The organism is Elusimicrobia bacterium HGW-Elusimicrobia-1, assembly GCA_002841695.1.
Classification (GTDB): domain Bacteria; phylum Elusimicrobiota; class Endomicrobiia; order PHAN01; family PHAN01; genus PHAN01.
In genome coordinates this window covers 1-22,743 of the sequence record PHAN01000010.1, presented here as the reverse complement: position 1 = coordinate 22,743, position 22,743 = coordinate 1, and the positions used below count along the sequence as shown (strand labels likewise).

22 protein-coding genes and 1 tRNA gene are annotated in these 22,743 nt (G+C 52.0%); 6 read left to right on the top strand and 17 right to left on the bottom strand.

Annotation, left to right across the window (positions count from 1 at the left end; all coding sequences use genetic code 11):
• Positions 1-203: 203 nt before the first annotated feature.
• The 6 genes from CVU77_06335 to CVU77_06310 all read left to right on the top strand — a co-directional run bounded on the left by CVU77_06335 (position 204) and on the right by CVU77_06310 (position 6,142).
• Positions 204-920, top strand: a complete 717-nt coding sequence (locus CVU77_06335) for a hypothetical protein (GenBank protein ID PKN01200.1) — start codon at positions 204-206, stop codon at positions 918-920.
• A complete protein-coding gene (locus CVU77_06330; protein PKN01199.1) occupies positions 890-1,864 on the top strand; it encodes a hypothetical protein in 975 nt (324 codons plus the stop codon). Before CVU77_06335 ends, CVU77_06330 begins: the two co-directional genes overlap by 31 nt.
• 91 nt (positions 1,865-1,955) lie before the next feature.
• A complete protein-coding gene (locus tag CVU77_06325) occupies positions 1,956-4,010 on the top strand; it encodes a sodium-translocating pyrophosphatase (protein ID PKN01198.1) in 2,055 nt (684 codons plus the stop codon).
• A gap of 406 nt (positions 4,011-4,416) precedes the next feature.
• A complete protein-coding gene (locus CVU77_06320) occupies positions 4,417-4,677 on the top strand; it encodes a DNA-binding protein (protein PKN01197.1) in 261 nt (86 codons plus the stop codon).
• 52 nt (positions 4,678-4,729) lie between these two features.
• On the top strand, positions 4,730-5,896 hold the full coding sequence (locus CVU77_06315) for a lysine 2,3-aminomutase (protein PKN01196.1): 1,167 nt from the start codon (positions 4,730-4,732) through the stop codon (positions 5,894-5,896).
• A 3-nt stretch (positions 5,897-5,899) separates the two neighbouring features.
• Complete coding sequence (locus CVU77_06310; GenBank protein ID PKN01195.1) at positions 5,900-6,142, top strand: hypothetical protein; 243 nt, start codon at positions 5,900-5,902, stop codon at positions 6,140-6,142.
• 335 nt (positions 6,143-6,477) lie between these two features.
• On the opposite strand, the gene CVU77_06305 is transcribed toward CVU77_06310, so the two are convergent.
• The 17 genes from CVU77_06305 to CVU77_06225 form a co-directional block, all read right to left on the bottom strand.
• A complete protein-coding gene (locus tag CVU77_06305) occupies positions 6,478-9,069 on the bottom strand; it encodes an alpha-glucan phosphorylase (GenBank protein PKN01194.1) in 2,592 nt (863 codons plus the stop codon).
• 108 nt (positions 9,070-9,177) lie between these two features.
• Positions 9,178-10,785: an arginine--tRNA ligase gene (locus CVU77_06300; protein ID PKN01193.1), complete on the bottom strand. Its 1,608-nt coding sequence runs from the start codon at positions 10,783-10,785 to the stop codon at positions 9,178-9,180.
• Positions 10,736-11,200 carry a ribosome silencing factor gene (gene rsfS, locus CVU77_06295; GenBank protein ID PKN01192.1) on the bottom strand — a complete coding sequence of 155 codons (465 nt, stop codon included), beginning with the start codon at positions 11,198-11,200 and terminating at the stop codon, positions 10,736-10,738. Before rsfS ends, CVU77_06300 begins: the two co-directional genes overlap by 50 nt.
• Positions 11,201-11,203: 3 nt before the next feature.
• Entirely contained in the window at positions 11,204-12,358 is a 1,155-nt protein-coding gene (locus CVU77_06290) for a hypothetical protein (GenBank protein PKN01191.1), read from the bottom strand.
• The gene (gene nadD, locus CVU77_06285) at positions 12,355-13,515 is read right to left on the bottom strand and encodes a nicotinate (nicotinamide) nucleotide adenylyltransferase (protein PKN01190.1); all 1,161 of its coding nucleotides are present in this window, start codon (positions 13,513-13,515) and stop codon (positions 12,355-12,357) included. The genes CVU77_06290 and nadD overlap by 4 nt, the downstream gene beginning before the upstream one ends.
• Positions 13,512-14,768 (bottom strand): glutamate-5-semialdehyde dehydrogenase, encoded by a 1,257-nt coding sequence (locus tag CVU77_06280; protein ID PKN01189.1) that lies wholly within the window; start codon positions 14,766-14,768, stop codon positions 13,512-13,514. The genes nadD and CVU77_06280 overlap by 4 nt, the downstream gene beginning before the upstream one ends.
• A 24-nt stretch (positions 14,769-14,792) precedes the next feature.
• A tRNA-Thr gene (locus tag CVU77_06275) sits at positions 14,793-14,864 on the bottom strand.
• Between the two features lie 7 nt (positions 14,865-14,871).
• Positions 14,872-16,176, bottom strand: coding sequence for a homoserine dehydrogenase (locus CVU77_06270; GenBank protein PKN01188.1), 1,305 nt, complete (start codon positions 16,174-16,176; stop codon positions 14,872-14,874).
• Between the two features lie 56 nt (positions 16,177-16,232).
• The gene (locus CVU77_06265) at positions 16,233-17,423 is read right to left on the bottom strand and encodes an LL-diaminopimelate aminotransferase (GenBank protein ID PKN01187.1); all 1,191 of its coding nucleotides are present in this window, start codon (positions 17,421-17,423) and stop codon (positions 16,233-16,235) included.
• Between the two features lie 9 nt (positions 17,424-17,432).
• Positions 17,433-17,732: a hypothetical protein gene (locus tag CVU77_06260; protein ID PKN01186.1), complete on the bottom strand. Its 300-nt coding sequence runs from the start codon at positions 17,730-17,732 to the stop codon at positions 17,433-17,435.
• Between the two features lie 206 nt (positions 17,733-17,938).
• Positions 17,939-18,211: a hypothetical protein gene (locus CVU77_06255; protein ID PKN01185.1), complete on the bottom strand. Its 273-nt coding sequence runs from the start codon at positions 18,209-18,211 to the stop codon at positions 17,939-17,941.
• Positions 18,208-18,729 (bottom strand): 2-amino-4-hydroxy-6-hydroxymethyldihydropteridine diphosphokinase, encoded by a 522-nt coding sequence (gene folK / locus CVU77_06250; GenBank protein PKN01184.1) that lies wholly within the window; start codon positions 18,727-18,729, stop codon positions 18,208-18,210. The genes CVU77_06255 and folK overlap by 4 nt, the downstream gene beginning before the upstream one ends.
• Positions 18,723-19,886 carry an LL-diaminopimelate aminotransferase gene (locus CVU77_06245; protein ID PKN01183.1) on the bottom strand — a complete coding sequence of 388 codons (1,164 nt, stop codon included), beginning with the start codon at positions 19,884-19,886 and terminating at the stop codon, positions 18,723-18,725. Before CVU77_06245 ends, folK begins: the two co-directional genes overlap by 7 nt.
• Positions 19,883-20,278 (bottom strand): hypothetical protein, encoded by a 396-nt coding sequence (locus tag CVU77_06240; protein ID PKN01182.1) that lies wholly within the window; start codon positions 20,276-20,278, stop codon positions 19,883-19,885. The genes CVU77_06245 and CVU77_06240 overlap by 4 nt, the downstream gene beginning before the upstream one ends.
• A gap of 177 nt (positions 20,279-20,455) precedes the next feature.
• On the bottom strand, positions 20,456-21,229 hold the full coding sequence (locus CVU77_06235; GenBank protein PKN01181.1) for a 4-hydroxy-tetrahydrodipicolinate reductase: 774 nt from the start codon (positions 21,227-21,229) through the stop codon (positions 20,456-20,458).
• Positions 21,223-21,672 (bottom strand): DNA-binding protein, encoded by a 450-nt coding sequence (locus tag CVU77_06230; protein PKN01180.1) that lies wholly within the window; start codon positions 21,670-21,672, stop codon positions 21,223-21,225. The genes CVU77_06235 and CVU77_06230 overlap by 7 nt, the downstream gene beginning before the upstream one ends.
• A 24-nt stretch (positions 21,673-21,696) precedes the next feature.
• On the bottom strand, positions 21,697-22,575 hold the full coding sequence (locus tag CVU77_06225; GenBank protein PKN01179.1) for a 4-hydroxy-tetrahydrodipicolinate synthase: 879 nt from the start codon (positions 22,573-22,575) through the stop codon (positions 21,697-21,699).
• Positions 22,576-22,743: the final 168 nt, after the last annotated feature.

Here is a 22,743-nt window from a genome sequence, read left to right as displayed (position 1 = left end):
CGGAGGACATCTCAAATCCTCAAACTGCAAAATATGATTATCGGGCTGATTTGCAAATCACTGAATACCCAAATGGACAGATTGCAAAACAATCTCTGGATAATTACCATCACACATCAGAGCAACCACAACAAGTTATTGCCCCAGACACACTACTATCATCCTCGCTCTTTTTAACCGAGAGCAAAAAAATATTAAGAAATATGGGTTGCGCCACCGCCAAAGGCGAATTTCTCGGAGAAAATGCAATATTTTTTATAAACCAAAATAAAGAAAAAATCTGCCTCGCTACCCAGATAAATGATTTTGTATTAACGGGTGATATCTTTAATTATTCCGCTCTACCTGCGGCAAACACACCAATCCACTCTGCAATTTGCGAAGTAACAAGAAGAAATCACAGCCGCATCATACATTACTGCAAATGCCAGTATTGCAGACCACACTCTCCTTGCTCAACCATTGAAAAAGAAGGACTGATTTATCCTGAGAAAGTTCATTCGTTACTGGAGTATATTTTTTCTGAATTCAAGAAACAGCTGCCTTCAAAAAATCCGACGCAAATAGCAGAATATCTCGTCGGTAAGCCCTACTCCAAATACGATTGTTCTAAAACAACTCAAACAATATACCCTTTTTTGCCACGCACGGCACAAGAACAGTATAATTATTTTGAAAAACGCGCCGCTATAATTCCATTGCGATATGATTTGAAGGAAGGTGATCTGATATTTTTTAAGGATAACACAGACGCCATTAAACATGTCGGATATATAGTTACCAACAAAAACGGAAATATTGAATTCATAGATTCCACTTTCAAAAAGGGGGTAAAACCCGCATATATGAATACTGACGGCAGAGAGGGAAGTAAAAACATGTATGGCGAATGGCATTTCGCAGGGGGCGGCAGACCATGAAAAAAAAATTCCTTACAACTATACTGTTATCAATGTTAACCGCGCTGTATGCCACAGAAGATAAGCAACTATTAATGGTCTATGAAAAAGGAGAAGGCTTCATCTGGATAAATTTTTACAACAAAGAAATTAAATCCAAATATCTTTGCGAAGGATACCATCCACAAATATCTCCAAACGGAGATAAAGTGGCGTTTACCTGCGATAGTCCCAAAGATTACCCTTCTATGGGCAGAAAAATTGGCATTGTTGACATAAAAACAGGAGAAATTAAAATTTTAACCTCCATCCCCGGTAATAATAATTACGGACCTACATGGTCGCCGGACGGCAGACAAATAGCGTTTAATCACTGGAATAATAACCGCTGGCACATCGGAATAGCAACCAGTCAGGATAGCGATTTTTATATACTCACAAAAGAAATAAAAGCACATCGCACCATTTTCCGCTCTCCTGTGTGGGCGCCTGACGGAAAACACATTTATTTCCACGATATGGAATATCTATATAAAATAAATCTTAATGGCGAAGTGACGACCGGACAAAAAATCACTGACATTCTGAATTCTAAATACTCCATCAGCGGCGCGACAAAATTTTTGCCGTCAAAAGACGAAAGATATTTGTTAATAGATCCTCCCGACGTAAGCGGGAAAGGAATGGAAGGTCTCACAGAACAGCTGACTGTGATAGTTCTGTATGACACAAAATCAGGAAACCTGCGGCACATATCGCCTGATAACCTTTATGCGCAAAACCCCCGCTGGATGAATGAAAGAGAAATTATTTTTGAAGGCGTGACAGAGGAAGAAACACGGATAAACGGGGATAACGCCCCGCTTAATATATACAAAATCTCAATTGACACCAAAGAGTTAAAGCTACTGTTAAAAAATGGCAAAAGTCCCACAGTTCCTTATAGTGGCGGTGTGGTAAAATAGATTTTGCTTTCCTTTTTATATATAATATTCCCCTGACGGGGGGGCAGTCGGAAAATACGCGTTTGTTACATCCAACAGGAGGGACGTGCATATGGTAGGCATTTTCGGCGGTTTGACAAGTTTGTGGGTATCTCTCATAGTGGCGGCATCGGGGCTCGTTTTTGTGGGTTATCTTTCCAAAAAGATACTCTCCAAGGACGAGGGAACCGACAGAATGAAAGAGATCTCCGGCGAGATTCACAAAGGCGCGATGGCATTCCTCTCAAGGGAATACAAGTCCATCGCGTTTTTTGTTTTTCTGGTGGCGATGATTCTGTTTATATTCGTGGCCAAGAAGACGGCTCTTGCTTTTATCGTCGGAGCCGTATGTTCCATTCTGGCCGGATGGATAGGAATGCAGATAGCCACAAGGTCCAACGCGCGTACCGCGCAGGCGGCTTCCAAAAGCTTCAACGAAGCGCTCGGCGTGGCGTTTCCCGGCGGCGCGGTAATGGGCATTTCCGTAGTCAGCGTGGGTCTTTTCGGATTTTTATCGGTTCTTCTTTACTTTATATTTCTCTCGGGCAAGGCGGATCTTGCCGCTAAAATAACCGAAGCGGTGCAGTCCATAGTCGGATTTTCTCTTGGCGCGTCGTCTGTGGCTTTGTTTGCGCGCGTGGGCGGAGGAATCTACACAAAGGCCGCCGACGTCGGAGCCGACCTCGTCGGTAAAGTCGAGGCCGGAATACCCGAAGACGACCCCCGCAATCCCGCCGTCATCGCCGACAACGTGGGCGATAACGTAGGCGACGTGGCCGGAATGGGCGCGGATCTTTTTGAGTCATACATCGGCGCCATAATATCGGCTCTTGTAATAGCCGTAGCGCCGAATCCTCTTATAGACATAAACGGAGGACTACTGGCGATTCTTATCTCGGCGTGGGGCATAATCGCGGCGGCGGTCGGAGTTTATTTTGTCCGCACCGACGAGAAAACGGATCCGCAGGCGGCTCTTCGCACCGGCATGTTAGTCACCGCCGCGCTGCTTCTGGTCGGAGCGTTCTTCCTGACAAAAGTGTGGTACGGAAATATCTTCGCGTTTTGGGCGACCCTCGTGGGACTTGTGGCGGGACTCATAGTGGGCTTTGCCGCCGAATATTATACCTCGGGCAAAGTAGTGCAGGAAATAGCCAAGGCCGCAACGACGGGCGCGGCGACCTGTATAATACACGGTTTCGCAGTGTCTCTGAAATCCACCGCGATTCCCGTTATTGCCATAGCCGCAGCAACGGTGCTGGCGTATAAGTTCGCCGGCATCTTCGGCGTGGCTCTGTCGGCCATAGGCATGCTTTCCATCACGGGAATGACTGTCGCCGTCGACGCTTACGGCCCCATAGCCGACAACGCGGCGGGAATAGCCGAGATGGCTCATATGGGCAGCGAAGTCCGCAAACGCGCGGAACGGCTTGATGCCGTCGGAAATACTACGGCGGCCATAGGAAAAGGTTTCGCCATCGGCTCGGCGGCGCTGACTGCGCTGGCGCTTTTTACGGCGTACTCGCAGACCGTCGGAATCAACATAATCAACGCCCTGTCGGCGAAGGTCGTCGCGGGGATGTTCATAGGCGGCATGGTGCCGTTTGTCTTCTGCGCCTACACAATGCTCGCAGTGGGCCGAGCGGCCTTCTCCGTGGTGGAGGAAGTCCGCAGACAGTTCAAGGAAATTCCCGGACTGATGGAAGGAAAAGTAATGCCCGATTCCGCCAAGTGCGTCGACATAACCACGAAAGGCGCGCTGAAAGAAATGATACTGCCCGGCGTAATGGCGGTGGCTCTTCCGATAATCGTGGGTACGGCGCTTGGCGCAGACGGCCTGGGAGGGTTTCTGGTGGGATCTCTGGTGGCCGGAGTTCCTTTGGCGATTCTTCTTGCCAATGCCGGAGGCGCGTGGGACAACGCCAAGAAATACGTGGAAGAGGGCAACCTCGGCGGAAAAGGTTCCGACGTCCACAAAGCGACCGTCATCGGAGATACGATTGGCGATCCTTTCAAGGACACTTCGGGACCGTCCCTGAACATACTTCTGAAACTTATGTCTGTCGTCGCGCTGGTCTTCGCGCCGATAATAATAAAATTAAACGTTTACTTTCTGGGAATGTTAAAATAAAATCCGGCGCGTAAACGTAGTAATTAAGGGTTCCGCACGATGTCGTCGTGCGGAACCCTTTTTTTGTTTGGCGACTTGTTTTCCCCTGTCATCCTGAGCGTAGCGAAGGATCTTGTTTCTAAATTATGACGCCGATTCTTCAGAATGACAATTTGGCAATGTCGAGATTTTTCATCCTCTCTCTATCTGCGGGCGACCAAGGTCGCCACTACGTGGCTAAACCGCCTTTTCGACCCGACGAGCCACTATCCACCAACCACCACTTTTCTTTCTTGCTAAAATATAACACTTAACAACGCCAAGCGGCAAACTTTGGAAAATAATTTTTACTAAAACTTGACACGCGATGGTAAATTTTGTATAATTACGATACTAAACGAGAGAACTTGAAAGTAGGTGATAAAATATGGAAAGCACGCAGGCCCAACAGCATACTAAAGACATAAAAGAGATAATGGACATAAAGGAACTCTCCGAGTACCTCGGTATCGGAAAGTCCAAAATATACGCTTTGATACGCGCAAAAAAGATACCCGCCTCAAAAATAGGCAGGCAATACAGATTTTCAAAAGATGTTGTAGACAACTGGCTCAAAGAAAAAATAATAACGAAAAAAGAAGAAACCGATATATCGCTTTTCGCGAATAACAACCTCGAACAAAAATAAACGGACAGTCAAAAAAGTGAAAAACACGGAACCTAAAAAATCAGGAGAACCGATGGCTGAGACAGAAAAACCACCGAGTACGGCGTCCGATCAAAACGCCGCGTGGAAAGAACAGCTTAAAAAAAGAATTACCTCTCTGGACGAAGTTTCCAAGTACATCAATCTGAGCGTCTCGGAAAAAAGAGCCATTGGTTATTCCAAAGGGCGGCTGAAAATGGCGATTACTCCGTATTTCGCCGGCCTGATGGACAAAAACAATCCGAACTGCCCCATAAGAAAACAGGCCATCCCCGCCGTCGAAGAATTCCAGACCAGCGTGCACGAATTGTCGGATCCGTGCGGCGAAGAGCACGACACGGTCGCTCCGGGTCTGGTTCACAGATATCCCGACAGAGTTTTGTTTCTCGTTACCGACGCCTGCGCGATGTACTGCCGTCACTGCACCAGAAGAAGAATTGTCGGCGCGTCGGAAGCCTCGCTTACCGATGAAAATCTCGAAACCGCAATCGCGTACATAAAAGAGCACACGGAAGTCCGCGACGTGCTGATTTCCGGCGGCGACCCGCTTCTTTTAAGCGACGAACGGCTCGACGCCATAATATCGCGCATACGTTCCGTGCCTCACGTTGAAATAGTAAGAATAGGAACACGGGCGCCGGTGACCATCCCCCAGCGGATAACAAAAAATCTCTGCGACACACTCAAAAAACATCATCCGCTTTTTATGAGCATACACTTCAATCATCCCAAAGAAATCACTCCCGAAGTGCGCGACGCCTGCGCAATGCTTGCGGAAGCCGGCATTCCCCTCGGCTCGCAGACAGTTCTTCTTAAAGGTATAAACGACAAACCGGCTATTATGACGGAACTGATGCACAAACTTCTGTCCATCCGCGTGCGTCCGTACTACATTTACCAGTGCGACCTTGCGCCCGGAACGGATCATTTCCGCACGCCGCTACAGTCGGGTCTTCGCATCATAGAGGCGATGAGAGGCCACACCACAGGTTACGCAGTTCCGTCGTTCGTCATAGACGCTCCGGGCGGCGGCGGCAAAATTCCCGTGGCCCCCGATTACGTAATATCCAAAAACAAAAGAGCCGTCATATTGAAAAACTACCAGGGCAGGGTGTTTGTGTATCCCCAGCAGTCGGGGCCCGTGCCGACGGAAGAAGAAATCAATCAAGAACTTAAACTCGCGAAAAAAGGAGGTGAGTAAAGAATGGCAGAATTAATCGCAAAAGTAGGTGTCAAAAGAGCAGAGGGTTTCCTCTATTACATTGACAAAAGAGGCGACGTAGCCAGAGCCAAAATGGCCAGAGGCGGCAAAAAGGGCGGCAAGCCCGAACTCGTCGAGAAAGTCGGCGTGAAAAAAGACCCGGGCTACCTCTATTTCCTCGACAAAAAAGGCAACGTTTCCAGAGCCAAAATGGTAAGAAGAGGAAAGAAAGGCAAAAAAAAATAAGCAGTTTGCGAAAACTCTTTCGCAAAGCAACAAATAAAAAGTCCCCCGTTTATTTCGGGGGGCTTTTTATTTGTAACCGTAACAAAAACCGTTGTCATTGCAAGCTTCCCGCTCGCTTTTGTCATTCTGAATCCTTCGGCGAGCGTCATTCTGAGCGTAGCGAAGAATCTCTGTCGCCTCAGGATAAACTCCGCGAAGAATCTCAGTTTTTCGAATCTCGTTACAAGTTACGTGACCCTTCAGGAAGTTGGAGCAGGAAACCGAGACCCTTCGCTTCGCTCAGGGTGACAGACGGCGACGGGCTTGCAATGACCAAATAAGTATCTTGCGATATTCTACTTCCAAATAATCAGTCCGGGCGCATAGCGAATGTGCGGCCTATCCGAATTAGGCATAATACGCAGGGCATACCCGCAATGGCCTATACGGTCGGCGCGGACTTTTATTTTGTAGACAATCTGGTCGCCGGATTTTCCCTCCGCTGTCATAACGTTGACCCTCGGCGCGTCGAACCCGCCTCTGGAATCGACATATCCCCAAAGGGCCTCGACCCGCAGATCTTCCGGTTTCAGAGATCCCGCCCGGACTCGTGCGGTTATCTCGAACTCGTCGCCGATTTTTAGTTCTCCGTTAATAGTGTCCTCGGCCGCGGATATGGACACGTCCTTCCAATAACGATGAACTCCGGCAAGCCATCCGGCGCGCGCCTTGGCCGCGGAGTAACCGCCGGCGGCAAGATCGACATAATCCAAATGCGCGTTGATGTAGAACCTCTCGGTGTATTCTTTAAGCATTCTGTTGGTGTTGAACACCGGACAGATGGATCTCATGGAGTCCTTCATTTTCCTGATCCATCCTCTTGGCAGCCCTCCGTGACCGCGGGTGTAGAAAAGAGGGGCGAGTTCTTTTTCAAATAAATCATAAACCGCCTTGCTCTCCACTTCGTCCTGCGCTTCGGGGTCCTCGTAATCTTCGCCGCGGCCGATGGCCCAGCCGTTGTTGCCGTCGTAACCTTCGCACCACCATCCGTCGAGAATACTCAAATTGAGCACTCCGTTTACGGCGGCTTTCATTCCGCTCGTGCCCGACGCCTCCAGCGGACGGCGGGGGTTGTTCAGCCATACGTCGACGCCCTGAACAAGGTAGTGCGCCACGTTCATATCGTAATCTTCGATAAAAACTATCCTGCCCCTGAGGTCGGGGTCGCGCGCAAGATGTATAAGCTGCTTTATGAGTTCCTTGCCTTCGGCGTCGCGCGGATGCGCTTTTCCGGCGACAATCAACTGCACCGGCATATCCTTGCGGTTGAAAATTTGTTTAAGCCGCTCGATGTCGCGGAATATGAGAGTCGCCCTTTTATATGTGGCGAATCTCCGCGCAAACCCGATGGTAAGTGCCTCGGGGTCGAGGACTTCATCGGCGGCCTGTACTTCTCTTTGGGAAACTCCCCGCCGCTCAAGCTGTTTTTTAAGACGGGCGCGCACAAATTCCACAAGGCGTTCGCGGCGTCGCTCGTGACTTCTCCATATTTCGGCGTCGGGGATTTCCGAGACACTCTCCCATATCTTCATATTCGCCGGCTCGTCTTTCCAGACGGAACCGATGTATCGGTCGAACAGCGAAGCCATTTCGTAAGATATCCAGGTGTTGGCGTGGATACCATTTGTTATATGTGTTATCGGAACTTCGGCGCGATTAAGGCCCGGCCAGATGGCCTGCCACATTTTGCGGGACACCGCGCCGTGCAGGCGCGAAACGCCGTTGGCAAAAGCCGACAGCCGCAGCGCGAGAGCCGGCATGGAGAAACCTTCCTTGGCGTCCGACGGATTCACGCGTCCGAGCGACATGAAACTGTCTTTGGACATGCCAAGATTTTCGTAGTACGGCTCAAGATATTTTTCTATCAGTTCCTGCGGGAAGAGATCGTTTCCCGCCGGAACGGGTGTGTGCGTGGTAAACACGTTGGAAGACGCCACGGCCTCGCGGGCGGCGGCGTAATCCAGACCGTTATCCCGCATCAACATGGCTATGCGCTCGACGGAGAGAAAAGCGGCGTGGCCTTCATTCATATGATAAACCGTGGGTTTGTATCCCATGGCCGCCAGCGCTCTGACTCCGCCTATACCCAGCAATATTTCCTGCGAAATTCTCATTTCAAGATCGCCGCCGTAGAGTTCGTACGTGAGTTTGCGGCCTTCGGGCGTGTTGCCGTCGAAATCAGTGTCAAGAAGTATGAGTTCCGCGCGGCCGACTTTAACGCGCCACAGTTGCGCGCGGACTTCGCCCGACGGGAGTTCAACCGAAATTTTCAGCTGTTTGCCGTCGGAACCGCGGACCCGCTCGGTGGCCATCTTGGTGAAATGGTTTTCAACCATTTCTTCCTGCTGCCATCCGTCGATATTTAAGTACTGATGAAAATAACCGTAGCGGTACAGAAGACCCACGCCCACAAGGGGTATACCCAGGTCGCCCGAAGATTTCAGGTGGTCGCCCGACAGAATTCCCAGACCGCCCGCGTATATCGGGAGGGATTCGCACAAACCGAATTCCGCCGAAAAATACGCAACTAAAAAATCCGACGCTTTCGGATAAGCGCTCCGGAACCAAGTATCGAGTTTCATGTAACGCGTGTAATCGGTGTGCGCGCGCTCCATATGCGATATAAAACTATTATCGGAGGCAAGCGTCTGAAGCTTGTCCTGAGAAATCATACCGAGGAGTTTTATGGGATTGTGATAAACTTTTTCCCAGAGATCGCGGTCCATGCGGCGGAAAAGCTCCACGGCCTGCGAGTTCCATACCCACCAAAGATTCGACGAGAGCTCGGCCAGCGGCAGAAGTTTCTCGGGAAGATTGGGCGTTACCGTGCAATCGCGGTATGTTTTTACTTTAAGACGCTCATCGGCTTCATTGAAGATGTCAACCATTGTTCCTCCAGTAAGATAAGTGAATAGTGACTAGTGGATAGAGGTTAGTATCTTTTTACTATTCACTAACCACTATACACTATACACTGTCTTTATTACTGCCGACTTCTACATTTTATCCGGCGCTTCGACTCCCAAAACAGACAGCCCCAGTTTTATTGCCCGCCGCGCCGCCGACAACAGGTCCAGACGCGACGCGGCCATATCTTTGTCGTCGGAAAGCACACGGCATTTTTCATAAAAATTATGAAGACGACGGGCGATTTCAAGAAGATGCGCCGTTATGTGATGCGCGGTGTATTCGCGCGCGCAAAGCTCGAATGTGTCGCCGAGTGTCGCTATGGATTTGGCAAGATCGCGCTCGGCCTCGTCGCCGCTCAAACAGGCAAGGTCGATTGTTTTTCCCTCCGCCGGCACGCGGTATCCGCGTCGGGCGGCTTCTGCAAAAACCGACGAGATCCGCGCGTGGGCGTATTGCACGTAAAAAACCGGATTCTCCGACGAGTGCTTTTTTGCCAAGTCCACGTCGAACTCCACCGGTGACGCCGGAGCCCTTGCCAAAAGAAAAAATCTGGCCGCGTCGGCGCCGACTTCCCCGACTATCTCCCTGAGAGTGACGAACTCGCCGGCGCGCGTCGACATAGCCACTTTCTTGCCGGCGCGTTTCAGAGAAACCAGCTGATAGAGAATAATTTTCAGTTTCGACGCGTCGAGCCCGAGCGCCTTGACGGAATTTTTGATTCTTGCCACGTAACCGTGATGGTCGGCTCCCCACACGTCGATGATTTCGTCGTATCCGCGCGAATATTTGTCGGCGTGGTAGGCGATGTCCGACGCGAAATAAGTGAGCTCGCCCGTGCGCTTTCTTAAAACCCGTTCCTCTTTTTCCCCGTCGACTTCGGCCGATGTTTCCGAAAGCGCGGAAAACCAGAGAGCCCCGTCGTTTTCGTATGCCAGACCGCGCGAAATAAAGTCGCGCAGCATTGCATCTACCCTGGGCAGCAGCGACGTCTCGCTGAAATAAGTGTCCATCTTTACTCTAAATCCCGCAAGGTCGTCGCGGGTTTCTTCCATTATGATATCGCGGGCAAAAATTCCCGGGTCTACGACTCCCGCCGCGACGGCCTTTCGCGCTATGTCATAGATATATTCGCCTTTGTATCCATTTTCCGGAAAATCCGAAGGCGAACCGCGACCGTCGAGTTCACGAATACGGGCCGCGACCGACGCTGAGAGTATTTTAATCTGATTGCCCGCGTCGTTTACATAATATTCCCGTTCGACTTTAGCGCCCAGGTACTCGTAAAGCCGCGCAAGAGAATCGCCTATGGCCGCGCAGCGGCCGTGGCCTATGTGCAGCGGCCCCGTAGGATTGGACGAGACGAACTCTATCAATATTCTTTTCGGCTCTGACGGCGAGGGCTCATCGAAACGGCCGACAACTCCGAATAAATAGTCGTTTTCAATTTCAATATTAACGAAACCGCCGAGCGCGGACGCCCGCTTTATTTCCGGCAGCGACGAAAGCTCGACGGCTATGTCCGCGGCAAGCTGCTTTGGATTGACTCCGGCTTTCTTGGCCAGTATCATAGGCAGATTCACCGCATAATCCCCGCCCACGCCGGAAGGCGGAGTGGAGACGGCGAATTCCGGCAGGACGCCGTATTTATCCGCGAGGCGCCGCGATATTTTTTCTTTCAGATCTTTTTTTAACATTCTTTTTGTTGGCTTTCGCCTTAGGCATTTTTTTTGCCGGCGGCTCGCGCCGGACTATTTTCTTTGCGTCCGCATACAGTTTCTCCAAAGCCACTTCGGCGCGATATTTTCCGGACATAATATGAAGTATAACGCCGCCGAAGTCCGCCGCCGTCCATGAACCGGCCGTCTTCCCCTCGACACGAAGCGCCTTAATGCCGTCGGCGGCAAGGACTCTTTCCACTTCGTCGAGAAGGGCTCGGCCATGAGTGTCCGAAGTCGCGGTAGCCACCACGAAATATTCCGCCACGATTGTAAATCTCGAAACATTGAACACCGCCGTGTCGACGGCTTTTTTTGAATCGAGTATTTCGGCTATTTTTCCGGCAAGGGTTGTAGATTTCATGCGTTTTCCTCCGAGTAAAATATTTGACATCCGTCATTGCGACTCATAATCTTCACCGATAATGACGGATACATCTACGTTTCTGGCAGCGTCGTAGCGGTTGATTATATCGCCGCAGCCCAAAGCGTTGCGGGCCACAAGCCCCGCCGACACTTCCTCGCACATATTTTTTATGACCGTTCGCTGCTGATAGACGGAATAATTTCCCCATTCGATTACGTTGAATCCGGATTTTATAAGCGCATCGCGGGCGGCGCGGGCGGCCCCGGGTTTGCCGGAGGCGTTCCAAACATCCGCCAGGTATGTGGTCTGCCTCGGCGCGTGCGTTCCTATGACCCGAAATATTTGCTCTTCGGCGGATTGCGGGTCGTACTGCCAGTAATACGAATAAAATTTGCCCGGCAGCGTGAAAAATCTGATATTCGCCGTGTCAAAACTTCTGAACTCGAACATTAAGCTCGATACGCCCCATAATCCTATGTTTGTGTTGGTGCCGCGCCTGAAGGCCGATATTATGTTTGGAAATCTTACAAGAACCAGCGGCTTTCTGGCGCTTTTGAGCCAATCTATGAGAAATTTTTGCTGCCGCGAAATTCTTCTTATGTCGCTGCCTTTCCCGCGGTATCTTATGTATTTGAGAGCGTCTTTTCCGTCGAGATGATGTATTCCCGTGGAAAAATCTATATGCAGTTTGCCGGCAAAATCGTCGTACTTCATCGGCTCGGTTATTTCCACGCGTATTTTGCCCAGCATATCCACAAGGCGCGTAAAAAATTCATAATCGACCTGAACGTAATGCCGGATTTCGAGCCGTCCGCGAAAAAGATTATTGTTGACGAAGTTCAAAAACTCGGCGGCCGCCTCCGCGTCGGTGGAAGTTTTTTTGCGGATCATCGGATATACTTCGTTAATCCTTCTGGCGCGGCCGCCTTCGTATCTTACCAGGGTATCGCGCGGAATGGATATAACATTGAGCATTTGCTCCCTGACGGAATAATTCAGGAGCATCAGCGTATCGGTATGTTTCGACGATTCCACCGCGTCCATACCCATAAGAAGAATATTAATCCGCTTATCGCCCCTCAACGCAAGCGCGAGCGCGACGGGATCCCGCCCGGTCATTATTATGGAAACACCCATGATGAGGGCAAAAAACGCCAGGGCATAGCGGGAAAGGTTTTGTCTCATTTTTTTATTTTTTTAAGACGGGAGTTGTAAACCGCAACACCCTCCGGCGCAAGATATTTTTCTTTTTTCAGCACATAGCCGAGTTTCATCAACGCGCAAAGAAATACGGCGCGGCTCAAATCGCCGAACGCCTCGCGGCGAAGGCGCGCGACGCCCTGAAATCTTCTGTCCGGAGCCACGGCGTCGGCGACGTAGATTATATCGTCGTAAACGGTCGACGACTTCGACGGACAACCAAGAGTGTGATGAGCGGCCGCGTTAAGAACTACTCTGTCTTTGATGCCGAATATTTTCTGCGCCAGTCGCGCCGAAACGAAAGAATGAAGAAGAAACGGATTCGCCGCTGCCGTTTCCGCCGACGGCATTCCGGCCGGGCGCGGCGCTGGCGCTAAGTACGACGGATATTTCGCCGACGGCATCACGCGTCCCATATCGTGTATGAGCGCGGCCAGCCGCGCGCGTCGGGGGTCGGCGCCGTGTTTTGCCGCCAATGCGACGGCTGTCGCGGCCACGCCCAGAGTGTGCCGGTATTTGGCGTTGTCAAGCCGCTTTTTAAGATAAGCCGCGACGGCTTCGTCGACATATAAATAGTTGTCGAGAATAATCCGCGCGACGGCCGCGGGAACTTTTCCGGACAAAAATCCGCCGGTAAACGGCGCGGCGCGGCGGATGGCCGTCGACGATACGGCCGGCGGCCTGACTTTAAGTTTGACGGCCTTGTCGATAAGCGCGGCGACGCCGCTTTGCGGCCGTAAGGCGACGGCGAAACGGCACATATCGGGAAGTTGCGCGCCTTTTTTCCAGCGAGGGATGTCGGCGAGGGAATCGGAGCCCAGCACAAAAAAGACCTCCGCGCGCGGAAAGCGTTTCCGAAACCGTTTTATCGTCTCATAGGTGTACGTCGGACCGCGTCGGCGCAGTTCATAATCGTCGATGTAAAATCTCTCGTCGCGCCTTGATAGTTCGCGGAGCATTTTCATCCTGATGTCCGGCGGGGTCAGTGTCTTGGATATGGCGTGGGGAGGCGCAAGCGCGGGCACGAAAAACAGTTTGTCCAGCGATAGTTCGTCGGCGGCGGCAATGGCGACTCGCAAGTGTCCGTTGTGCGGAGGGTCGAACGAACCCCCGAAAATTCCTATCCTCATCTGACCGTTCATTCCCTGATATTGCCGTTGCCGTAAACCAGAAATTTCGTTGTCGTCAATTCGCGCGCGCCCATTGTTCCGCGCGCGTGCAATTTCTGAGTGGATATGCCGATTTCAGCGCCCAATCCGAACACGCTTCCGTCGTGCAGTCGCGTGGATGCGTTATGAAAGACCGCTGCGGCGTCGACTTCGGCGAGAAATTTTTTGGCGGCGGCCTCGTCGGAGGTTATTATCGCCTCGGAATGTCCGGAGCCGTAAACGTTTATATGCGCTATGGCCGCTTCAAGAGAATCCACGACTTTTACCGACACTTTCAAATCCAGATATTCCGTGGACCAATCCTCGTCGGTCGCTTTCACCGCGTCGGGAAATATCGACGACGTTACGGCGCAGCCGCGAACCTCGACTCCGGCCTTGGAATAATTCTCGCAAATCCCGGGTAAAAAATCCCTGGCGATGTCCTTATGCACAAGCAGCGTTTCCATAGCGTTACAAACTCCGGGGCGCTGACATTTGGCGTTGAATGCGATTTTGGCGGCCATAGCCAAATCCGCCGCTTTATCGACGTAGGTGTGACACAAACCCTTGCCGTGCGCGAGCACCGGAACCACGGCGTGCTCCCTGACGAATCTTATCATCTGTTCGGAACCGCGCGGTATTATCAAGTCCACAAGGCCGTCGAGTTTTATGAGTTCCAGAACCGCGGCGCGGTCGGCGGTTTCCACGAATTGCACGGCGCCTTCGGGCAGACCGGCATCGTATCCCGCCTTTAAAATTGTGCGCACTATCGCGTGGTTCGAGTTTATCGCTTCGGAACCGCCGCGGAGTATAACGGAGTTGCCGGATTTCAGGCACAGCGCCGCGGCGTCGGCCGTCACGTTGGGTCGGGATTCGTATATCATTCCCACCACGCCCAAAGGAACGCGGACTTTTTTTATTCTTATGCCCGACGGGCGCGTCCATTCGGATATTACTTCGCCCACGGGGTCGCCCAAAGCGGCGATTTCTCTTATGGATGAAGCCAGAGCGGATATTCTTTTGTCGTCTAATCTGAGGCGGTCTATAAGCGCTTTCGACAGCCCCGCTTCGCCGGCGGCGTCGACGTCTATGGAATTCTCGAAGAGTATCTCGTCTTTTTCTTTTTCGACGGCAGAAGCCATCGCCGCAAGAATTTCTTTTTTTCTCGACGAGGACATACCCGCCATAATTCTCGACGCGTCTTTGGCGGCGCGCGCCATAGATACTATCTCTTTTTTTATGTCCATAACTTCACTCCTTAAAAAAACAAAAGCCGCCTCCCGGATTCGAACCGGGGACCTACGGTTTACAAAACCGTTGCTCTACCGCTGAGCTAAGGCGGCGGATGATTTACCCTTCCATCGGATATACTACTGTTTTCTTTCTTACAATGCGCAGCCGCGATATCGCTTCGAGCGCCGAATAAAGAGCGGCCTCGTTGGCCTTGTGCGTAATTATTATTATCGCAGCTCCGCCCGGGTTTTTGCCGGACGGCGCCTCGTTCTGATATACGGAAGCGATAGAAACCCCGCGCGCCGCCAAAGCTGCCGCGATTTTTGCAAGAACTCCGGGTTTATCCGAGACGGTAAACCGCAGATAGTAGTAACCTTCGCGCGCGGACGACGTCAATATGCGTACTTTTTTCGACGGGTCATACTCTACGTACGGCATAACGCCGGCGCTTTTGCTGACTATCTGGCGAGACAGGAAAATAATGTCGCTGACAACCGCGGAAGCCGCGGGAAGACGTCCCGCGCCTTTGCCGTAAAACATAAGGTCTCCGGCGGAATCCCCGCTTATAAGCGCGGCATTATATTCCCAGTTCACGTTTCCGAAAGGATGCGTCGGCGATATTACTCTCGGACGAACCGTGATGTCCACGCCGCCGTCGGGCATTATGACGGTCTTTCCGATAAGTTTTATTACCCGTCCGAATTCATTTTTCAGACACGCTACGTCGACGGCCGACACGCCTTCTATGCCTTCCACGGACACATCCCGCAACTTTACCTGCGCGCCGAGGGCTATCGAGGTAAGTATCGCCAGTTTGTTGGCGGTGTCGATGCCTTTGACGTCGCACGAAGGATCCGCCTCGGCAAAGCCGGCGGCCTGCGCGTTTTTAAGCGCCGCCGCGAACGATATCCCGTCGGTGTGCATGGCGCTGAGCATATAGTTCGACGTGCCGTTTAAGATGCCTGAAATTGAAGTTATCCTGTTGGCGGCCAGCCCCTCGTTAATGGCCTGCACCACGGGAATGGCTCCGCCGACGGCGGCCTCAAAATACACAAGCTTGGAGTTCCGCCGCGCGGCCGAAAAAACATCGCCCCAGCGGGCGGCAAGCACCGCTTTATTGGCGGTGACCACGCTTTTACCCGACGACAATGATTTAAGAATTATCGTGGCGGCGGGTTCGTATCCGCCTATAAGCTCGACGACAAGGTCGATGCCGGGGTCCGCGACTATCTTGCGCCAATCGGCGACAAAAACTTTTCTGTAAGCCGCCGGCACATTGCGCGGGGAGACATCGCATACGGCGGCGATTTTCGCTTTTGCGCCTATCCTTCGCGATATGGATGCGGAATGTTTGGAAAATATTTCGAGCACTCCTCCGCCTACAACGCCCGACCCGATAAGTCCTATGGATATTTTTTTCATTTTTTTACCCCGAAGGTTCCGCCCGCTCTCCGCCGGCAATCCGGCGCGGCGAAAAATTAGAATCCCGTTTTCAGAACTTTTTTGAAACGCAGCAAGGCGTCGTGAAAACGGTTGCTGTGCGTCACAAGAGCCATACGCACATAACCTTCTCCGTGTTTCCCGAATCCCACGCCCGGAGCCAGCACCACGCCGGTCTGCCTTAAGAGTTTGCCGCAAAACTCCAAAGAGCCCATCGACCTGAAACCTTCGGGCAGCCGCATCCAGAGATACATAGTGGCATTGGGCGATTCGACCGGCCAGCCGATTTTGTTGAGTCCCTCGACCATCTTGTCGCGTCTGGCCTGATAAATCCCGCACTGCTTTCTGACCGCATCCTGCGACGACTCAAGCGCGCAGGCGGCCGCCAATTGCACGAAAGTCGGAACGCCGTAGTCCAGAAACGACTTGAATTTTTCCAGCGGCTTTATAAGTTTTTCGTCGCCGACGCCCCAGCCGACGCGCCATCCGGCCATATTGAAAGTTTTGGAGAACGAATGAAATTCCACCGCGGCGCCGCGAGCGCCGGGTATCTGAAATATGGACGGCGCGACGTATCCGTCGAAAGTTATCTCCGAATATGCGTTGTCGTAAACCAGAAGGATGTTGTTTTTGGCGCAAAACTTCACGGCCTCCCTGAGAAACTCTTCGGGAGCGACGGCGCCCGTCGGGTTGTTGGGATAATTAAGAAACATTATCTTGGAGCGCGCAAGAACTTTTTTGGGAATCTTGCCGAAATCCGGCAGATAAGCGTTTTCTTCAAGAAGCGGCATTGCGTGAATCTTGCCGCGCGCCAGCATCACACCGTTGAAATGAACCATATAGGCGGGGTCGCAAACCAACGCGACATCGCCCGGGTCGAGGTACGCCATGCAGAGGTGCGCTATGGCTTCTTTGGAGCCGATAAGCGCCAGGACTTCGGTGGCCGGATTAAAACGCTCGCCGAATCTGTTTTCCATCCACCCCGAAACCGCCCGACGGAAACGCGGCATGCCTTTGGCCTGCGGATAGCGGTGTGTATTGGGATGGTTTCGCACGGAATCACACAAACGCTCCACAATATGCGCGGGCGTCGGCAAGTCGGGATTGCCCATGCCTAGGTCGATTACATCGAGTTTCTTGGCTATGGCCTCCAGCTTAATCTCGTTTATCCTTGCGAAAAGATACGGAGGAAGCTCAGAGAGAATTTTAGACGGTTTCACTTTTATCATAAGCGCCTCTTATGACTTCACGGCTTCCGATTTCGCTCCCGGAGATATGTCCGGAGTTTTTACGGAGGAAGCGACGGCATAAAGAAAATATCCGAAAGCCGCGCAGAATAATCCGTAGGTCAACTCGAAACCGCCCCATCTGAGCCACTGTTCGTAGGTCACGAACTGCCATTTCTCGGCGGAAAACATATTCGCCTCCGGCTCGCCGGCAACCATGTCGTAAATTCCCTTGAGGGCGGCTACGGCGCCCCAAACCTTAAAAACAACGGAAGAAACTTTCAGATTATACGAGACCAAATTTACGTTCATAAAAATATTTTTGTCATTGCGAGACCGCTCTCGCCCATTTGTCATTGCGAGGAGTCATCAAGTGCTTGCACTTGATGAACGACGAAGCAATCTCGCTTATTGTAAGATTGCCACGGTCAAGGGCAAGCCCTTGACCTCGCAATGACAAGAGTGGGGCAGCGCTCGCAATGACGACCAAAGGGGACTTTTTCAACAATCTCATAATGTCACTGTATGGCTTTTTTAAGAAGTTTTGTGGGACGGAAATAGACCTTCTTTCCCGCCGGCACGGAGATGACTTCGTTGGTCTTAAGATTCCTGGCCGGGCGCGCCTTGCGCGATTTGACTCTGAACGACCCCAATCCCGACAGAGAAACGACTTCGCCTTTTTTAAGATTATCGACGAGCGCCGAGACGAAATTTTTTATTATTCTGTCCGTTTTGCCCGCGGGCTCCTGCGACCGCTCCGCGATGTCCTTGATAAACCGGTTCTTCTTCATTTTCTTCCTCCATACGACTTCAAAAATCCCGCGGCGCGCTTTATGGTGCGTTTTGCCGGCTCGACCGCCGACAATAATTCGGAGGCGGTTTTTCCGAAAACCGGCAGTTTCCGCCGGCCCGTCAATTCCGCGAGCGGATGGAGCACAAAATCTCTCTGGATCATCCGCGGATGCGGCACTTCAAGTTTCTTCGACGATATGCGCGCGTCCGCGTAAAAAAGTATGTCCAGGTCTATGGGACGAGGGCGGCCACGGCGGCGCGACTTCCTGCGACCGAGCTTTTTTTCTATCGCCTTAAAAATTCTCAGTAGCCCCGTCGGCGACGCCGATACTCCAAGCGCGGCGACAGCGTTGTAATAAGGTCTCTGTTTGTCGCCGGTAAATTCGCGCGTTTCGTACACGCGCGACACTTTCAAAATCTTTATGCCGCGCGCGGACAATTCCGCGGCGGCGCGCTCAAGATTTTTCATGCGGTCGCCGACATTGGAGCCGAGCGCCGCCCAGACAACGCTCACCACTTAATTTTGGCCATCCGTTCAAGCGCCTCTTTTATGCGCGGGACCGGCACCGTCAGCGCAAAGCGCACGTATCCCTCGCCGGAAGCGCCCAGACCGTTGCCGGGCGTGGTCACTATGGCGGCTTCGTCGAGAAGTTTGGCAACGACAGCGCCGGATTTATACGTCGGCGGCACTTTCGCCCAGACGTAAAAAGTCGCCGACGGCGGCTTTACCGCCCAGCCGAGTTTTCTTAATCCGTCGACCAGCGTATCGCGTCGCTCCGCGTAGGTCTTGCGGGCATCGTCGACGCATTTCTGCGACGACGACAAAGCGCACACGCCGGCCTCCTGAACCGCCTGAAAAACTCCCGAATCATAATTGTCCTTAACGGACGCAAGACCCTTTATCACGTCGGCGTTGCCGGCCGCCCAGCCCAGACGCCAGCCGGTCATATTGTAGGTTTTCGACAACGAATGAAACTCGACGCCGACCTCTTTGGCGCCGTCGATTTCAAGAAAACTGATCGGCGGCGAATCGTAAAATATTTCGGAATACGCGGCGTCCGCGGCGATAATTATCGAATATTTTTTGGCCAGTTCGATGGCCGACTCGTAAAACTTTCTATCGGCGACGGCGGCGGTCGGGTTGTTGGGATAATTCAAAAACATCAGCTTCGCGCGTTGCAGTTTCTCCTCGCTGATGGCGGAAAAATCCGGAAGAAAGCCGTTTTTTTCAAGGAGCGGCATAAAACACGGCTCGCCTCCGGCGAAAATCGTTCCGGTGTTGTAGACGGGATAACCCGGCTCCGGAATCAGCACGACATCGCCCGGATTAACGAAAGCAAGATGAATGTGCCCTATTCCTTCTTTGGAGCCGATGAGCGAGTGAATTTCGTTGGCGGGATTCAGTTCAACGCCGAAACGCGAACGGTACCAGCGCGCCACCGCTTCGCGAAAAGTCATAAGACCGGAGCCGAAAGGGTATTGGTGATTCTTTGGATTTTCGAGCGCGAGTTTTCCCGCCTCGACTATGTGCCGGGGCGTCGGCATGTCCGGATCGCCCACGCCAAAAGATATTATGTCGGCGCCGCGATCAATGGCGGCCTTTTTCCGTCGATCAATTTCAACAAAGAGATAAGGCGGAAGCGCCTTTAATTTTTCCGAATATTCGGGTTTCATCCGTTGCTATCCTTTCCGGCGGGCGCGGAATCCCGTCTGAGAGTTTTCAAATACACTCTGCGGCAAAGTTCGATAAAAATCAAAGTAAACGCAAGAGCGACGATGTTCTCCGGCCATCCGTCGAACACGCCCATTTCAAACGGGTATCCTTCGTAACCGAAATCGGCGATTGTTTTCGACGTGAAAAGCGCCCGGAGAGCCGGGATGATTTTTATGAATATCCCGCCTTTATAAACGATAAGCGTCCATAAAAGCCAGAAAAATATATTGATGAAAAACAGAGTCAGCACGACGTTGCCGGCCAGATATACCCAGTAATCCTTGTCGGATTCTTCCGGAGCGGTCGGGATAATTTTATCGAAGATAGATTTGATTTTTTCGGTAATGTTCATATTTACTTATTAAATCCCCCTCTTTCCCCCTTTATAAAGGGGGCACAGGGGGATTTTATTTTTCAAGCATTCCGCGTCTATTCTCCCGACCATTCCGCCGTTTCCACCCTTGGCGAAATCCGCCATAAGCGTGATTGGCGTACCGACCGAAGCAATCTCGCAATCATCGCGTTTTTTTCAAATGCCCAAAACGTCTCGCATCGTATAAAGACCGGCTTTGCGTCCGCTCAACCACTTGGCCGCCGAAATCGCGCCGGCGGCGAAACAATCCCGCGAGTGCGCGCGATGGGTTATCTCGACACGCTCGCCGGGTCCGGCAAAATACACAGTGTGCTCGCCGACTATATCGCCGGCTCTTACGGCGTGCACGCCCAGCTCGTCTTTGGAACGCGCGCCGGTAAGCCCCTGGCGGCCGTGTATTAATTTCTTCGCCGCGACGGACATCACCGATTCCGCAAGTTTCGCGGCCGTGCCGGAGGGAGCGTCTTTTTTCTGGTTATGGTGGAGTTCGACAATCTCCGCATCGTAATCTTTCAGGACCGAAGCCACTTCCGAGACAATTTTAAAAAGCAGATTCACTCCTACGGACATATTCGGAGAAAAAACAATCGGGACGGATACGGACGCGGCTTTGATTTTTTCCGCGGCTGCGGCATCAAAGCCGGTGGTGCCCAGCACTACCGCTTTTTTGGACGTTACGGCGGCGGCAATATTGGCCAGAGACGATGCCGGCGACGTAAAATCTATGAGGGCATCCGCGCCCGCGATGGCCGCGGCGGCGGAATTTCCTATGACGAGTTTTTTTGAGCGGAAATCCACCGTGGCTCCGACGGCGGAATTGGCCGCGGCCTCGAACACTCCCGTAACATCGACGGCGGAATCCGCTTCGGCCAGAGCAAGTATCCTGGCGCCCATCTTGCCCTTTACGCCCGCTATGGCGATCTTCAGCATTTTTTTCCTCTCTTAAAATCAATAAGGGAAAGTCCGGCGGAGCTCTTTTTTTTGGCAATCCCTCCGGCGAGAATTTCCTGTACTACACATTCAATGGTAATATAAACTCCGCCGCCGCCACGCAGACAGCCGACGAGCATCTTTCCCTTCTTGCCGGTAGCCGTGTGAAGATGTATCGCCGGTTTGCCGTCGAGCCGAAAAAGCGTGCCGAAGCCCAAAACTTCCCATTCTCCGGAAGCCGCCGCCCAATCAGGTATATTTTTGCCGCGCGACATTTTTGAGCCGACCACCAGTTTCTGTCCGGTGAGCGCTCCCAAAAGATTGAAACTCGCCGCCTTAATTTTTTCCTTTTCGGCCAGACGTTTGATGCCTTCAAGCAGGTCATCGCCTTCGTCGAATCTGGCTACGAATATCCTGCCGATTTTACCCTCGGTGTATCTCATATTATGCCGCGCCCGTCCGGCGAATTACCCGCGAACAAGTCCGTAATCCGACACGGCTTTTTTGAGTTTTTCCCTGTTAGCGTCCGACATAGGCGTCATAGGCAGCCGCAGCGAACCGCCGCAAAGTCCCATCATTTCCATGGCCGTTTTTACCGGTATCGGATTGGTCTCTATGAAAAGCGACTTTACCAGCGGGAACATTTTATAGTGTATCTCGCGCGCTTTTTTAACATCGCCCGCAAGAAAACTTTTTACCAGCGCGGCGGTATCGGCGGGAATTATATTTGCCGCCACCGACACCACCCCCACGCCGCCTATCGACAGCACAGGCAGGGTAAGGGCATCGTCGCCCGAAAGTAATTCCAGACGGCCGGAGAGCATCTTGATTTTACTCATCTGTTCAAGAGAACCAGACGCCTCTTTTATTCCGACGACATTGGAGTTGTCGGCGACTATCGCCTCGACCGTTTCCGGCTCGATATTTACACCCGTGCGCGACTGAATATTATAGAGCATTATCGGGAACTTCACGGCCGATGCAACCGCCTTGAAATGCGCGCGCAAACCCGCCTGAGTCGGCTTGTTGTAATAGGGAGAGATGAGAAGCGCGGCATCCGCGCCGATTTTTTCGGCGAACTTCGTAAGGCGCACGCTCTCGGCGGTGTTGTTGGAGCCGGTGCCGGCCACCACCTTTATTTTCCCTTTGGCGGCTTTAACCACCGCCTCTATTACGGCTTCGTGTTCCTCGTGCGAAAGCGTGGCGGATTCGCCGGTCGTCCCGCAGGGAAGTATCCACGACGTGGAATTGGCGATATGAAAATCGACGAGTTTTTTGATGGTGTCAAAATCGACGGAATCGTTCTTAAACGGCGTCACTATTGCTACGCAACTTCCCTCAAACATAAAAACCTCCGGAACGCGGAATTAAATGAGATTGTTAAAAAAATCCGTAATTTGTCATTGCGAGCCCTTCGGCAAGCGTCATTCTGAGTCCTTCGGCAAGCGTCATTCTGAGCGAAGCGAAGAATCTCATAATGCCTCAGGATAAACTCCGCGAAGAATCTCATACTC